The 13,631-nt window shown below is 72.1% G+C and carries 14 protein-coding genes; 6 read left to right on the forward strand and 8 right to left on the reverse strand.

The genetic code is table 11. The annotated features are described in order from the left end of the window. Nucleotides 1–11: 11 nt before the first annotated feature. Together hisN and QRX60_RS06410 are read left to right on the forward strand one after the other, a co-directional pair. A complete protein-coding gene (gene hisN, locus QRX60_RS06405; protein WP_285999874.1) occupies nt 12–797 on the forward strand; it encodes a histidinol-phosphatase in 786 nt (261 codons plus the stop codon). A gap of 137 nt (nt 798–934) precedes the next feature. Beyond that, complete coding sequence (locus QRX60_RS06410) at nt 935–4,201, forward strand: GH92 family glycosyl hydrolase (RefSeq protein ID WP_285999875.1); 3,267 nt, start codon at nt 935–937, stop codon at nt 4,199–4,201. 62 nt (nt 4,202–4,263) lie between these two features. Here QRX60_RS06410 and QRX60_RS06415 read toward each other — a convergent pair whose 3' ends face one another. The 5 genes from QRX60_RS06415 to QRX60_RS06435 form a co-directional block, all read right to left on the reverse strand. Continuing rightward, nucleotides 4,264–4,524 (reverse strand): hypothetical protein, encoded by a 261-nt coding sequence (locus QRX60_RS06415; RefSeq protein ID WP_003105220.1) that lies wholly within the window; start codon nt 4,522–4,524, stop codon nt 4,264–4,266. Continuing rightward, the gene (locus QRX60_RS06420) at nt 4,524–5,489 is read right to left on the reverse strand and encodes a TNT domain-containing protein (RefSeq protein ID WP_285999876.1); all 966 of its coding nucleotides are present in this window, start codon (nt 5,487–5,489) and stop codon (nt 4,524–4,526) included. The genes QRX60_RS06415 and QRX60_RS06420 overlap by 1 nt, the downstream gene beginning before the upstream one ends. Nucleotides 5,490–5,596: 107 nt before the next feature. Then, the gene (locus QRX60_RS06425; RefSeq protein ID WP_285999877.1) at nt 5,597–6,526 is read right to left on the reverse strand and encodes a hydroxymethylglutaryl-CoA lyase; all 930 of its coding nucleotides are present in this window, start codon (nt 6,524–6,526) and stop codon (nt 5,597–5,599) included. Further along, a complete protein-coding gene (locus QRX60_RS06430; protein ID WP_285999878.1) occupies nt 6,526–7,110 on the reverse strand; it encodes a PH domain-containing protein in 585 nt (194 codons plus the stop codon). The genes QRX60_RS06425 and QRX60_RS06430 overlap by 1 nt, the downstream gene beginning before the upstream one ends. 85 nt (nt 7,111–7,195) lie before the next feature. Next, nucleotides 7,196–7,993: a biotin--[acetyl-CoA-carboxylase] ligase gene (locus tag QRX60_RS06435; RefSeq protein WP_285999879.1), complete on the reverse strand. Its 798-nt coding sequence runs from the start codon at nt 7,991–7,993 to the stop codon at nt 7,196–7,198. A gap of 81 nt (nt 7,994–8,074) precedes the next feature. Between QRX60_RS06435 and QRX60_RS06440 the strand changes: the two genes are divergently transcribed. Continuing rightward, nucleotides 8,075–9,103, forward strand: coding sequence for a C40 family peptidase (locus QRX60_RS06440; protein WP_285999880.1), 1,029 nt, complete (start codon nt 8,075–8,077; stop codon nt 9,101–9,103). Here the strand turns inward: QRX60_RS06440 and QRX60_RS06445 are convergent. Beyond that, a complete protein-coding gene (locus QRX60_RS06445; RefSeq protein ID WP_285999881.1) occupies nt 9,076–9,729 on the reverse strand; it encodes a hypothetical protein in 654 nt (217 codons plus the stop codon). The two genes, QRX60_RS06440 and QRX60_RS06445, sit on opposite strands and share 28 nt — an antisense overlap. A 49-nt stretch (nt 9,730–9,778) precedes the next feature. On the opposite strand from QRX60_RS06445, the gene QRX60_RS06450 reads away from it, so the two are divergent. Then, nucleotides 9,779–10,114: a VOC family protein gene (locus QRX60_RS06450; protein WP_285999882.1), complete on the forward strand. Its 336-nt coding sequence runs from the start codon at nt 9,779–9,781 to the stop codon at nt 10,112–10,114. 3 nt (nt 10,115–10,117) lie between these two features. Here the strand turns inward: QRX60_RS06450 and QRX60_RS06455 are convergent, their stop codons facing one another. Next, nucleotides 10,118–11,119: an alkene reductase gene (locus QRX60_RS06455; protein ID WP_285999883.1), complete on the reverse strand. Its 1,002-nt coding sequence runs from the start codon at nt 11,117–11,119 to the stop codon at nt 10,118–10,120. 64 nt (nt 11,120–11,183) lie between these two features. On the opposite strand from QRX60_RS06455, the gene QRX60_RS06460 reads away from it, so the two are divergent. Further along, a complete protein-coding gene (locus QRX60_RS06460) occupies nt 11,184–12,038 on the forward strand; it encodes a sigma-70 family RNA polymerase sigma factor (protein ID WP_285999884.1) in 855 nt (284 codons plus the stop codon). On the opposite strand, the gene QRX60_RS06465 is transcribed toward QRX60_RS06460, so the two are convergent. Further along, complete coding sequence (locus tag QRX60_RS06465; RefSeq protein ID WP_285999885.1) at nt 12,028–12,615, reverse strand: dihydrofolate reductase family protein; 588 nt, start codon at nt 12,613–12,615, stop codon at nt 12,028–12,030. The genes QRX60_RS06460 and QRX60_RS06465 overlap by 11 nt on opposite strands. Nucleotides 12,616–12,806: 191 nt before the next feature. Here QRX60_RS06465 and QRX60_RS06470 point away from each other — a divergent pair, with 191 nt between their 5' ends. Then, nucleotides 12,807–13,625, forward strand: a complete 819-nt coding sequence (locus QRX60_RS06470) for a class I SAM-dependent methyltransferase (protein WP_285999886.1) — start codon at nt 12,807–12,809, stop codon at nt 13,623–13,625. The last annotated feature ends 6 nt before the right edge of the window (nt 13,626–13,631 follow it).

The raw sequence follows: 13,631 nt of genomic DNA on the forward strand, positions 1-13,631 counted from the left end.
GTGAAACCATCGTGACCGTGCCTGGCTACGGAGATGATCTGGCCCTCGCCACCCGGCTGGCTGACGCCGCCGACGCGATCACGACGGCGCGGTTCCGCGCCCTGGACCTGGCGGTGGAGCGCAAGCCCGACCGCACCCCGGTGACCGACGCGGACACCGCGGTGGAGGACGCGATCCGCGCCCTGCTGGCTTCCGAGCGACCCGGCGACGCGGTGCTCGGCGAGGAGCGCGGCGGGTCCGCGGCGACCGGCCGGGCGTGGGTGCTCGACCCGATCGACGGCACCAAGAACTTCCTCCGGGGTGTACCCGTCTGGGCGACCCTGATCGCGCTCGTCGAAGACGGCGACCCGGTCGTCGGCATGATCAGCGCGCCGCTGCTGGGCCGCCGCTGGTGGGCGGCCACGGGTTCGGGCGCCTTCTCCAGCGACTCGGCCGGCACGCGGCAGCTGTCGGTTTCCGGCGTCTCGTCCCTTTCGGACGCTTATCTGTCCACGACGGACTTGAACTCGTGGATCGAGTACCACTCGCGCGAGAAGTACCTGGACCTCGTGGACGCGTGCTGGGAGACCCGGGCGTTCGGCGACTTCTGGCACCACGTGCTGGTGGCGGAGGGCGCGCTGGACGTGGCGGCGGAGTGCATCGTCAACCCGTGGGACGTCGCGGCGGCGCAGGTGATCGTCACCGAGGCCGGCGGGCGGTTCAGCGACCTCGACGGTGTGGCGAGGTACGACAACGGGAGCGCGCTGTCGACGAACGGCCGCCTGCACGACGAGGCGCTGCGGATCCTCAAGCGGTAACCGGATGGGCCGCCTGGCGGGCACTTCTTGACCGGTCTGAACCACCGGTGGTTCACTCCCAGTGCTCGCCGGGTCACCCCTGTTCTCTGACAACGTTGTCAGCCCTCGGATGCCCCACTCACCCCGGGAGGAAGAGCATGCGCAGAGTCGTCACCGCGGCTTTGGTCATTCCCCTGGTCACAGCCGTGGCCAGCCCCGCACTCGCGGAAACCCAGAGCCACGACCTCGCCGCCTACGTCAACCCGTTCGTCGGCGCCAAGGCCGGCGACACCCCCGAGACCAACACCTACGCCGGCGACACCTTCCCCGGCGCCGACGTCCCCTTCGGCATGGTGCAGTGGAGCCCCGACACTCCCCTGCAGCCCAAGCCGCCCGCCGGACAGGGCCGCTACTACGCCCACGACCGCGACGGCGGCTACGCCTGGGAAGAGAACAAGCTCCGCGGCTTCAGCCTGACCCACTTCAACGGCGCCGGCTGCGGCGGCGCGGCGGGGGACGTCCCGTTCCTCCCCTTCGCCGGGAACCTGACCACGTCCCCCGCGGTGGACGCGACGAAGTACTTCCCTGCCTTCAGCCACGCCGACGAGTCCGCGTCCCCCGGCTACTACAAGGTGACGACCGGCTCCGGCATCACGACCGAGCTGACCGCGACCCAGCGCTCCGGCATGGGCCGCTTCACCTTCCCGAAGAACTCCCCCGCGACGCTCCTGATCGACGTCGCGCAGTCCGCGATGGGCAGTGACGACGCGTCCGTGACTGTCGACCCGGCCAAGCGGACCGTCGAAGGCTGGGTGTCGAGCGGGCACTTCTGCCGCGGCCCCAACACCTACAAGGTGTACTTCAGCGCGTCGTTCGACCAGCCGTTCACGACGTCCGGGACCTGGCAGAACGCCGCCGTCACGCCCGGCGGCACCAGTGCCCGCGGCGGCGACCTGAGCAAGGAGACGTGGGACAAGCAGGTCGTCACCGCCGACGGCGGCTCCGGCGCCTACCTGACCTTCGACCCGGCCAAGCCGGTCCAGGTGCGCGTCGGATTGTCCTATGTGGACGCAGCCGGGGCGCGACTGAACGTCGCGGCCGAGCAGCGGCACGACTCCTTCGAGACGATCAAGAACAACGCCCGCCGGACCTGGAACGACCGGCTGCGCCAGATCACCGTCGAAGGCGGCACGGACGCGGCGAGCAGGACGTTCTACACCGCGCTCTACCACACGCTCCTGCAGCCGAACGTCTTCTCCGATGTGGACGGCCGCTACGCGGGCTTCGACAAGGCGATCCACCGGGCGAAACCCGGCCACGCGCAGTACGCCAACTTCTCCGGCTGGGACACCTACCGCGACGAGGTCCAGCTGCTCTCGATGCTCGCGCCGCACGAGGCCGCCGACATGGCGCAGTCGATGTACAACCAGGCGAACCAGGCCGGCGGGATCTGGGACCGCTGGTCGCAGAACAACGACTTCATGGGCGTGATGGGCGGCGACCCGTACCACTCGATCATCGCCAGCACGTACGCCTTCGGCGCCACGGACTTCGACGCCGCGGGCGCGTTGAAGTCGATGGTCAACGGCGCCACCCGCGTCCAGCAGGCCGGTGAGCGCGCCCTCGAGCGGCCCGGCCTGTCCGACTACCTGACGCTCGGCTACCACCCCAACAACGTCTCCGACATGCTCGAGGAGACGACGGCGGACTTCGGGATCGCGCAACTCGCCCAGCGTCTCGGGAACAAGGACGTCCACCAGCAGTTCATGGCCCGCGCGCAGTACTGGGAGAACGTCTACAACCCGGCGACGGGCTACCTGCAGACCCGGATGCGCGACGGCCAGTTCCTCTCGCCGTTCGATCCCGCGCAGTACCAGGAAATGCGCTACCAGGAAGGGAACGCGGCGCAGTACACGTGGATGGTGCCGTACGACGTCCGCGGCCTCTTCGACGCGATGGGCGGCGACGACGCCGTGAAGAAGCGGCTCGACTTCTTCTTCACGAAGCTGAACAGCGACGCCGACTCGCCGTACGCGTTCATGTCGAACGAGCCGTCGTTCGAGGTGCCGTGGGAGTACGCCTACGACGGCGCGCCGTCGAAGACGCAGGACATCGTGCGCCGCTCGGCGGAACTGCTGTTCAAGCCCACCGAGGACGGCCTGCCCGGCAACGACGACCTCGGCGCGACGTCCGCGTGGTACGTCTTCGCGGCACTCGGCATGTACCCGGAGGCGCCCGGGCGCGCCGAGATGGTGCTGGCCAGCCCGATGTTCCCGAAGATCACGCTGACGCGGGCGACCGGCCAGCGGATCACGATCACCGCGCCCGGCGCGTCCAGCTCGGTGAAGTACGTGAAGAGCCTGAAGGTGAACGGCCAGGCGAGCACGAAGCCGTGGCTGCCGGAGTCCTTCGCGGTGAACGGCGGGCGGCTCGACTTCACGCTCGGCGCGTCGCCGACGTCGTGGGGTTCCGGTGCGTCGGACGCGCCGCCGTCCTTCCGCGACGGCGAGGTGCCGGTGCGCGGGCGCGTCGGCCCGGGTCGCGTCGTCGCCGCACCCGGTGGGGCCGCGGCGACGGCCACGGTGACCGCCGAGGGCATCACCGGCCAGGGCACGGTGACGTGGCAGGCGAAGCCGCCGGCCGGGATCACCGTGACGCCGTCGAGCGGGACGCTCACGGTGGGCGCGCACGGGACGTCCTCCCAGCAGGTTCGCGTGACCGCCGCGGCCGGAACGCCGGACGCGTACACCAGCGTGCCGGTGAGCTTCGGCGGGCAGCAGGTGCCCGCGTACCTGCCGGTGACCGTCGGGACGCCGGGAACGCTGCACGCGGCGAACACGAACGTCGGCGTCACGGACGACAAGCTCGTCCAGTACGGCGACTTCGGCGAGACCGACCTCTACCCCGGCGGGTTCGCGTTCTCCTACTCCGCACAGGGCTTCGCCGCCAACGGCATCACGCCCGGCGGGAAGGTGACCGCCAACGGCCAGGAGTTCACTTGGCCGTCGAGTCCGACGGGGTCGCCGGACAACGTGATCGCTGCGGGGCAAACGCTTGCGGTGGCCGCTCCGGCGGGTGCGACGAAGCTGTCGTTCCTCGGCGCGGCGACCGGCGCGGACGCGCAGGGCCCGGTGACGGTCACCTACACCGACGGCTCGACGCAGCAGGCGTCCCTGGGCCTGTCGGAGTGGCTGTTGAAGGGCGGCGAGGAGACGCCGCAGTTCGGCAACACGGTCGTCGCGAAGGTGCCGTACGTGAACTCGGCGTTCCCGAGGTACATGTTCCGGCTGCAGCGGCCGTACACGTCGTACCTGTTCGCCACGGCCCCGATCGCCCTGGACCCGGTGAAGCAGGTTCGCAGCATCACCCTGCCGACGTCGACCGGCGCCGGCGCGGCCCACGTGTTCACCTACGCGGTGAGCTGACCCAAAGCCGTGAATGGCACATTGAGGGACTTAGAGTCCCTCAATGTGCCATTCACGGCTTTTCAGGAACCGGGCAGCAGGCCGACGGCGCCGCGGGCGACCTGCGCCCAGGCCAGCCGGCCGAAGAGGTAGTGGCACGCCACCTGCTCGCTGGTGAACCGCGCCCAGTCGTAGCGGTTGCCCTGCTCCCGCCAGAACACCTCCCACGCCTCGTCCTCGCCCTGCATCAGGCACCAGGCGTTGTCGACCTCGGCGCCGAGCGAGACGACCTCCGGCGGCACGCCCAGCACACCGAGCCAGCGCTGGATCGACTGGGTGTTCATCAGTCCTCTTCCTGCTTCGCCTCGGCGAGGTAGCCGAGGGTCACGAGTTCGTCGGCGGCCAGCAGCGCCCGGAACCGGGTACCCCCGCCGACCTGGCCGAACCAGTTCGCGGTCTCCGTCCGCCACATCGGCACCGACCGCACCACGACGTACCGGCGGTACTCGGCGTCCAGCATCCCGGGCGGCAGCGAGCGTTCCGTGAACGGCGTGCCGTCGGCGAAGAACACCCGCCCGTACGCCGGGCCGAAGCGGTCGAGCACGGTGTTGACCGGGACCATCACCGGCTCGCCGGTGTCGACGCCGCCCTCCGGGTAGTGGTCGCCCGGCGGCCACGCGTACTCGGGCCCGAGCTCGCTGTGCCCGACGACGAACCGGCGGATCCACACGGCCTGCGTCGCCCGCGCGTACGGGACGTAGCCCTCGGTCAGGTGCCGCGGCACCGGCCGCGGCGGCGCGGTCGGCGACCGGCGGAACCCGGCGGTGACGTTGGTGAGCGCCTGGTCGTCGAAGATCAGCCGGGCGTCCGGGTGGTCGTTCGGGGGAAAGCCGTCCGGGTCCTCGGGCAGCGGCAGCTGCAGCGCCGGCTTGTCCATGGCCACCGGCAGGTGCCCGATCGGGAACATGTGCACCAGGAACAGCGCGACAACGCTTTCGCGCTCGGTGCGCGGCGAGCCGAGTACCGGCAGCGGCACGGGCGAGCCCGGGTTCGGCGGCGGTCCGGCCACGGGCGGGGGTGGCCCGGCCGGCACAGGCGGGGCGGGCGGGACCGGCGGTGCCGGGGGCAGCGGGAACGGCGGGAGCAGCGGCGACACCGCGTGCGGCCACGCCGCGGGGTTGCCCGAGGGCGGGGTCGGCGCCTCTTCGAAGGCGCCCGAATCCGTCAGGCCGTACCCGGGCACCCGGATCGGCCCGGTGTCGAGGTCGGCCTCGACCGGTTCGGAGCCCGCCTCGGAAGGCTCGGTCACACCCATCCTCCGGCTCGGTCGGTGCCCGTGGGCACTCTGTTCGACGCGGCCGCGGCGCTGCCGGTCCCCCTTGATACCGCACCCGGCACGTCCGGGCGCACCCGAGGTCAGCTCAACGCGGCGACCACGCGGGACGGGCTCGGGCGGCCGAGCTGTCCCGCCATCCAGGTACTGGCCGCCACCAGCACGTCCAGGTCGACGCCGGTGGCCACCCCGAGGCCGTCCAGCATCCACACCAGGTCCTCGGTGGCCAGGTTCCCCGTGGCCGACTCGGCGTACGGGCAGCCGCCCAGCCCGCCCGCCGAAGAGTCCACTGTCGACACTCCACATCGGAGCGCCGCCAGGGTGTTGGCCAGAGCCTGACCGTAGGTGTCGTGGAAGTGCACGGCCAAAGTACCGACATCGCCGAACAGCCCGACGAGGTTCTCGACCTGGCCCGCCGTCGCGACGCCGATGGTGTCGCCCAGCGAAAGCTGCGAGCACCCCATGTCCAGCAGGCGGCGCCCGGCGTCGGCGACCTGCTTGGCCGGCACGGCGCCCTCCCACGGGTCGCCGAAGCACATGGAGAGGTAGCCGCGCACGTCGAGGCCGGCTTCGCGGGCCCGCGTCACGACCGGCTCGAACATCGCGAACTGCTCGTCCAGCGACGAGTTGAGGTTCTTCTGCGCGAACGTCTCGGTCGCGCTGGCGAAGATCGCGATGTGCTCGACACCCGCGTCGAGGGCCCGGTTCAGGCCCTTCTCGTTCGGCACCAGCACCGGGTAGCGGACGCCTTCGCGGCGGTCGAGCCCCGCCAGCAGCTGCTCGGCGTCGGCCAGCTGCGGCACCCACTTGGGGTGCACGAAGCTGGTCGCCTCCAGCGTCGTCAGGCCGGCGCCCGCGAGGCGGTCGAGGAACTCCAGCTTGACCTCGACCGGGACGATCGTCTTCTCGTTCTGGAGCCCGTCCCGCGGGCCGACCTCCCAGATCGTGACCCGCTCCGGCAGCTCACCCGCCGAGGGGACCCGCTCCGGCAGGCCCAGTGCGCGCGTGCCCATCAGCGGCGTCGGTCGCCGCGGGGCGGGTGCCCGCCCTGGGGCGGCAGCGGCTCGGTCTGCTGGGGGCCCGGCGTACCCGGCCGGTAGTCGTCGTACGGGTTGTCGTTGACCTCGCGGTAGATGACCGTGTGCACCTTCTCGACGTGCGGGATGTCGTCGAAGCGCAGCGGCTCGGCCGACGCCGACTCGATGATCAGCGTGCCGCAGCCGAACACCCGGTCCAGCAGGTCGTGCTCGAACTGGACGCTGTTGATCCGGCCCATCGGGATGTCGATGCCGGTGCGCTTCAGCACGCCCTCGCGCGCGATGAGGCGGTCGGTGGTCACGATGAAGTGGGTGGTGCGCCAGCGCACGAACGGCACCAGGAACAGCGTCACCACCAGCACCAGGGCCACCACGCCGATGGCGATCAGCCCGACCGTGTTCCACGGCGAGCCCGCATCTTTCGCGAGGATCGCGAGCCAGATGCCGGCGCCGAGGGTGACCAGCAGCGCGAGCGTCGGGAAGATCAGCATCTTGAAGTGGGGGTGACTGTGCACCACGACGTGCTCTTGCTCGCTGAGCAAATCGTCCGGATAAGCCACGGCGGACGCTCCCAAGGTCGGTGCGGCGATGTCGCTTCACCGTACCGGCGAGACGCCCGGCCGGTGAGGGCAACGCCCCGAAGAATCAGGCCGGGCGGACGTGGACCACGTCACCCGCGAAGACGGTGTGCCGCCGGCCGCCCGCCGTGTCGACCTGGAGCTGCCCGGCGGCGTCGATGTCGGCCGCGCGGCCGGTGAGCGACGTGCCGTCCGGCAGTTGCACCTCGACGTCCTGGCCGAGGGTCGCGCAGTGGGCGCGGTACTCGCCCAGCAGGCCGGCCTCGGTCAGGTCGCCGCCCGCGAGCCGCCAGCGTTTCTCCAGCTCGTCGAACTCGGTGAGCAGCGCGATCGCGACGTCGGTGCGGTCGGTGTTCGTGGCGCCCAGCTCGGCGAGCGACGTCGCGGGCAACCCGCCCGGGCCCGGCTGGACGTCGCCGAGGGGCAGGACGTTGAGGCCGATGCCGAGCACGATCGACGGCGGGTCCCCGGCGACGGCCTCGGCGAGGATCCCGGCGCACTTGGCGCCGCCGGAGAGGACGTCGTTGGGCCACTTCAGCGCGGCGTCGACCCCGTCGCCGGCCGCGACCGCCCGGACGGCGAGCGCGGCGACGACGGAGAGTGAACCGAGCGCCGTGAACGGGACGCCCGGCCGCAGCGCCACGCTCAGGTACAGCCCGGCGCCCTTCGGGGAACTCCACGTCCGGCCCCGGCGGCCGACCCCCGCGGTCTGCTCCTCGGCCAGCAGAACGGTCCGGTCCGCGGCGCCGTTTTCGACGGCTTTCCGCAGGTCAGCGTTGGTGGAGCCGGTGCGCTCGACGACGTCGATCTTCGCGTACCGGTCCTTGAGCGCCGCGGTCAGCCGGGCGGCGTCGATCTCTGCCATGTGTCCACCATATGGGACTCCCCCTAACGTGCAAGGCGTTCGCTCGTTCACTCAGAGGTGCGCTCTTCTAAGTTGGACCCCGTGACGACGAAGCCGACCTCCTGGGCTCGTGGCGCGGCCCTGCGCGGCCTCGTCGCGCTGCCGCTCGTCGCGGGCCTGGTCGCCGCGGGCTGGCTGCTGGCCGACCGGTCGCCCGAACCCGCGCCCGCCCCGCTGCCGCTGCCGGTGGCCGAGGGCGCGGCGTCCGGCCCGTCGGTCCTCGAGGTCAGCGCGCCCGTGAAGGCGCAGGAGCCGGGCCAGGGCGCGTCCGGCCAGGGCGGCAAGAGCCCGCTGCAGCAGTGGGCCGACCAGCTGGCCGGGCCGCTCGACATCCCGGCCGACGCCCTGATCGGCTACGCGAACGGCGAGCTGACACTGCGGAGTGAAGACCCGTCGTGCCACCTCTCGTGGGTCACGCTGGCGGGCGTCGGCTCGGCGGCGTCGAACCACGGCCGCGGCGACGGGAACCTCCTGGGGCTGACCGCGGCGCAGGCCAAGAAGTACGGCACCGACGCGCCGGTCGCGGCCGGGCGCGCCCTGTGCGCGGGCGGCACGGACCTCGGTGCCGGCCCGGGCTGGTGGAAGGCGATCGCGGCGTACCACCCGGGCAGCGACACGGAGCTGTTCCGCCAGCGCGTCCTCGGCATGGCCCAGCTGTACGCGACGCTCTCCCTGGACCCGGCCGCGGCCGATTCGGCCCGGGTCCGCGCGACCCGCTTCGCCCTGGGCCAGCTCGGCCTCCCGTACGTCTGGGGCGGCAACGGCCCCGACGCGGGTGCGGCGGGCTTCGACTGCTCGGGCCTGACGAAGGCGTCGTACGACAGTGCGGGCGTGCCCCTGCCGCGGACGGCGGACAGCCAGTTCCGGGCGCTCCCGCCGGTCCCGGCTTCGCAGGAGCCCCGCCTGGGCGACCTGGTGTTCTACGGCAGCCCGGCGACGCGCATCCACCACGTGGGGCTGTACCTGGGCAACGGCCTGATGATCAACGCCCCGACCGAAGGCCAGGCGATCCAGATCCACACGTACCACTCGAAGGGCGACGACTACGCGGGCGCGGGCCGCCCGGCCTGAGTCAGCTCACCCATCGCCCGGGTCAGCAGCACGGCGTCCTCCTCCGGCAGCGACTGGCCCAGCCGCACCATCTGCACCGCCGTCAGCAACGCCGTCCGGTCGTCCGCGGTGCCGAGATCACCGAGATAGGGCGGAAGCAACACCCCGAGCGCCCGGAAGTCCTTGCGCTCGCACAGCTTGCCGAGCAGCTCGGTCAGCGCGGTGCTCCCGCCGCCGTTCGTCCGCAGCGCGGCCGCGATCGTGAACCGCATCCCGTCCCGGTACGGCCCGGCCGGAGCGTCTTCGAGACGCCCGGCCGCCTGCCGGTAGTGCTCCTGCGCGCGGTCGCCGTCCCCGAGCTCTTCGTGCGCGCGGGCCAGGTTCAGGTGCAGTGACGGGTAGAACCCGCGGACCCGCTCGTCGCCCACGCGGTCGGCGCGCTCCAGGCACTCCTGGTTCCAGCGCAGGACGTCCTCGGGGGCCGTCTGGTGCCGGGCGAGGTAGTGCGCCGCCACGCAGGCGCCGTAGTCATCGGTCGCCGCGTCCCACGCCTGCCGGAACAGCGCGTGCGCGTCCTCGCTCCGGCCCGCCGCCTCGGCCTGCATGCCTTCCGCGCACAGGCGCACGACCACGTCGTCGAGATCCATGGCGCCCAGGCTAGCGTTTTTGTCGGTGGTCGCCGCTAGCTTCGGGGACATGTACGAAGTCGACTTCGCCGAGTTCCCGTCCACGTCGGCCACCGCGTCCGGCGAGTTCTTCGCGCGCGCCTTCGGCTGGGACGTGACGCCGTACGGGCCGTCGTACACCGACGTCCGCGCACCCGGCCTCACCTTCGGCTTCCAGGCCGACGCGGCCGAGCAGCCCCGCGCGCCGCTGGTCACGATCCGCACGGACGACCTGGCGGCGGCCCGCGCCGCGGTCGAAGCGGCCGGCGGGGAGGTGACGAAGGAACCGTTCGCCTTCCCCGGCGGCCGGCGCTTCCACTTCCGCGAACCCGGCGGCAGCGAGCTGGCGGTGTGGAGCCCGGAATAGCCGTCAGGACACCGTGACTCCGTAGTACGTCGACGGATCGGCGGTGTCCAGAGGCAGGCCGAGCGCGAACCGCGTCACGAGGTCCGGGTTGGCGACGAAGTGGCGGGAGTACGACACCGCGTCGGCGATCCCGGCCTCGATCACGGCGTCCCCGGAGTCGCGGTCGAAGCCGTTGTTCACGATGAGCGAGCCGCCGAACAGATTGCGATACCGCGCGAAACCGGCGAAGTCCGGTCCCGCGTCCGGACCACGGAGGTGCAGGTAGGTCACGTCGAGTCCGGCGACCAGCTCGTCGTACTCGGCGCGCAGCGATTCGTCCACTGTGAACAGTCCGCCGGTCCACCACGGCGAAAGCCTTACCCCGACAGCGATCCCGGAGGCACTCACGGCATCGACGACCTCCAGCAGCAGCTTCCGCCGGCAACGCCCGTACGCGTCGGTGCGGTGGTTCGTCCGCGGGTGCAGGAACTGCGCGAGCAGGTACACGCCGTTGGCCGCCACCTCGACCCCGTCGAAGCCCGCGCGCCGCGCGTTCTCGGCGGCAGCGCCGTAGTCCGCGACGACGGCCCGGATCTCGGCCACGCTCATCTCGCGCGGCGTCACGGTCGGACGCCGTCCCGAGGCGGTGTGCACGGTCTCTCCGGGGTTCACCGCCGACGGTCCGGCCGGCCGGGCGCCGAGGAAGTCCGGGTGCGACACCGCGCCGGTGTGCCACAGCTGCACCACGATCCGCCCGCCGAGGGCGTGCACGAGGTCGGTGACCGGCCGCCACCCGGCGACGTGTTCCTCGGCGTACACCCCCGGGACGTCCGGGAATCCCACAGCCCGCTCACTCACCCAGGCGCCTTCGGTGACGATCAGCCCGGCGCCGGCACGCTCCGCGTAGTAGGCGGACTGTGGTTGCCCGGGCACGCCGCCGGGAACACGCGCGCGAGTCGTCGGCGCCAGCACCACGCGGTTCGGCAGGCGCCATCCGCCCAGGTCGGCAGGGGTCAGCAAGCTCATCGGTCACCTCTGGTCGCACGGATTCGTCGTGAGTGCGACGGTGGGTGCGGGCGAAAGGTGACCGATGGACGAGCTGGCCGGGGAGTTCGAGGCGGAGCGCGCCAGGCTGCGCGGGCTGGCCTTCCGGATGCTCGGCTCGGCGGCCGAGGCCGACGACGCCGTCCAGGAGGCCTGGCTGCGGCTGAACCGCGTGGACTCCGTGGACAACCTCGCGGCCTGGCTGACGACGGTCGTCTCCCGCGTCTGCCTCGACGTCCTGCGCTCGCGGAAGGCCCGTCGCGAAGACCCCTTCGACGTGGTGCCGGAGCCCGCGGCCGACGCCGATCCGGCCGGCGAGGCCGAGCTGGCCGACTCGGTGGGCCGCGCGCTGCTCGTGGTGCTGGACGCGCTCGGGCCGGCCGAGCGGATCGCGTTCGTGCTGCACGACCTGTTCGCCGTGCCGTTCGAGCGGATCGCCCCGGTGCTGGACCGCACCCCGGTGGCGGCGAAGAAGCTCGCGAGCCGTGCGCGGCGGCGGGTTCGCGGCACGTCCCCGCTGCCCCCGGCCGACCTGACGCGGCACCGCCGGGTGGTCGACGCGTTCCTGGCCGCGGCCCGCGGCGGTGACCTCGAGGAGCTCCTGGACGTGCTGGCCCCCGACGTCGTCCGCCGCGCCGACGCGGCCGCGTTGCCGGCCGGGGCGGCCCTCGAGACGCGCGGGGCCCGCGCCGTGGCCGAGGAGACGCAGGTGTTCGGGAAACGGGCTCACTTCGCCGAAGCGGCCCTCGTGGACGGCGCGGTCGGTGTCGTCGTGGCCCCGCGCGGCCGGCTGCTGCTCGTCCTCGCGGTGACGGTCGAGGGCGAGCGGGTGGCGGCGTACGAGGTGATCGCCGACCCCGCCCGGCTCGCCGCGCTGCACGTCGCACTGCTCAGCGCTTGATCCGGTAGGAGAGGTGTGTGACGCCGGTCCCCTCGACGACCTCGGGGCCGGTCAGCGTGGTGGTGCCCTCGAGCTGCTCGAAGAACCGGACGCCCGAGCCGAGCAGCACCGGGACGAGGTCGACCTGGATGCCGTCGAGCAGGCCGAGGTTGAGGCACTGCTGCGCGATCTTGGTGCTGGCGACGGCGACGTTCTTGTCGCCGGCGACCTTCTTGGCCTGTTCGACGGCGCCTTCGACGCCGTCGGTGACGAAGGTGAACGGCGCGTCCGGGTGCGGCCAGTCCGCCGGTGCCTCGTGGGTGACGACGAAGACCGGCACGCCCATCGGGTGCGTGCCGCCCCAGCCCTGGGTGATGTCGAACAGGTGGCGGCCGGCGATCAGCGCGCCGACGTTGTCCATGGCGTCGCGCAGCATCTTCGCGCTGGCCTCGGAGGTCTTGAAGGTCGCCCATTCGACGGCGGTGGGCACCTCGACGTCGCCGTTGCCGAACCACCCGAACAGGTGATCGATGCGGTCCTGCGGGTCGGCGACGAAGCCGTCGAGGGACATGGACATGTTGGCGATGACGTCGGCCATTTCTAGCTCCTTTGTGCTGGTCGGAGGCGGTTTTCCTCGCTGAGGGGAAGTCTGGCGCGATCGCCCGGGCGGAAGATCTGCCACCTGGCCGACATCCGGCGGCGGGGTGGCCGATGCCTTGACAGGCGCGGCGGTCTCCGCGACTATGAACGTGTGTTCATGAACGAGTGTTCACAACGAGGGAGATGGGGATGACGGGGATCGTCAACACCGCGCAGGCCGAGGCGTGGAACGGGTACGAAGGGGAGCACTGGGCTTCGCACGCCGAGCGCTACGACGCCGTGAACAACGGGTTCAACGATTACGTGCTCGACCGGGTGGGCCCGGACGACCGGGTGCTCGACATCGGCTGCGGCAACGGCCGGCTGACCCGGCTCGCGGCGGCGCGGGCCCGGTCCGCGACCGGAGTCGACCTGTCCGGGCCGATGCTCGCGACCGCGCGGGCGCGGGCGGCGGGGGTCCCGAACGTGACCTTCGAGCAGGGCGACGTCCAGGTGTACCCGTTCGCCGAAGGCGGGTTCGACCTGGCGGTCAGCCGGTTCGGGGTGATGTTCTTCGCCGACCCGGTGGCGGCGTTCGCCAACGTCCGGCGCGCCCTGAGCCGCGGCGGCCGGCTCGCGTTCCTGTGCATGACGGCGCTCTCCGGCACCGACCTCGGCCGGGTGTTCGGGGCGCTGGCGGAGTACCTGCCCCAGCCCACGGGTCCGGACGGCAGCGGCCCGACGTCGTTCGCGAACCCGGAGCGGACGACGGCGGTCCTGACCGAAGCCGGCTTCGAGGACGTGGCGTGCACCCGCGTCGAAGCCGACCAGGTCTGGGGCCGCGACGTCCCGGACGCGGCGCGGTTCATCGGTGACTGGGGTCCGGTCCGCCACCACCTGGGCATGGTCGACGACGCGACCGCCACCAAGGCGAAGGAAGCCCTGACGGCGGCACTGGAGCCGTTCGCCGGTCCGGACGCGGTCCGCCTGCGCGGGACGGCGTGGCTGGTCACGGGAAGGAGGTCGTAGGCGCTG

Source organism: Amycolatopsis mongoliensis, assembly GCF_030285665.1.
GTDB lineage: Bacteria > Actinomycetota > Actinomycetes > Mycobacteriales > Pseudonocardiaceae > Amycolatopsis > Amycolatopsis mongoliensis.

Bases quoted from the DNA above. Each gene is read 5' to 3' on its own strand.
- QRX60_RS06460 (WP_285999884.1), top strand. From the start codon at position 11,184: ATGGACGAGCTGGCCGGGGAGTTCGAGGCGGAGCGCGCCAGGCTGCGC.
- QRX60_RS06410 (WP_285999875.1), top strand. From the start codon at position 935: ATGCGCAGAGTCGTCACCGCGGCTTTGGTCATTCCCCTGGTCACAGCC.
- QRX60_RS06445 (WP_285999881.1), bottom strand. From the start codon at position 9,729: ATGGATCTCGACGACGTGGTCGTGCGCCTGTGCGCGGAAGGCATGCAG.
- QRX60_RS06470 (WP_285999886.1), top strand. From the start codon at position 12,807: ATGACGGGGATCGTCAACACCGCGCAGGCCGAGGCGTGGAACGGGTAC.
- QRX60_RS06415 (WP_003105220.1), bottom strand. From the start codon at position 4,524: ATGAACACCCAGTCGATCCAGCGCTGGCTCGGTGTGCTGGGCGTGCCG.
- QRX60_RS06455 (WP_285999883.1), bottom strand. From the start codon at position 11,119: ATGAGCTTGCTGACCCCTGCCGACCTGGGCGGATGGCGCCTGCCGAAC.
- QRX60_RS06465 (WP_285999885.1), bottom strand. From the start codon at position 12,615: ATGGCCGACGTCATCGCCAACATGTCCATGTCCCTCGACGGCTTCGTC.
- QRX60_RS06425 (WP_285999877.1), bottom strand. From the start codon at position 6,526: ATGGGCACGCGCGCACTGGGCCTGCCGGAGCGGGTCCCCTCGGCGGGT.
- QRX60_RS06450 (WP_285999882.1), top strand. From the start codon at position 9,779: ATGTACGAAGTCGACTTCGCCGAGTTCCCGTCCACGTCGGCCACCGCG.
- QRX60_RS06435 (WP_285999879.1), bottom strand. From the start codon at position 7,993: ATGGCAGAGATCGACGCCGCCCGGCTGACCGCGGCGCTCAAGGACCGG.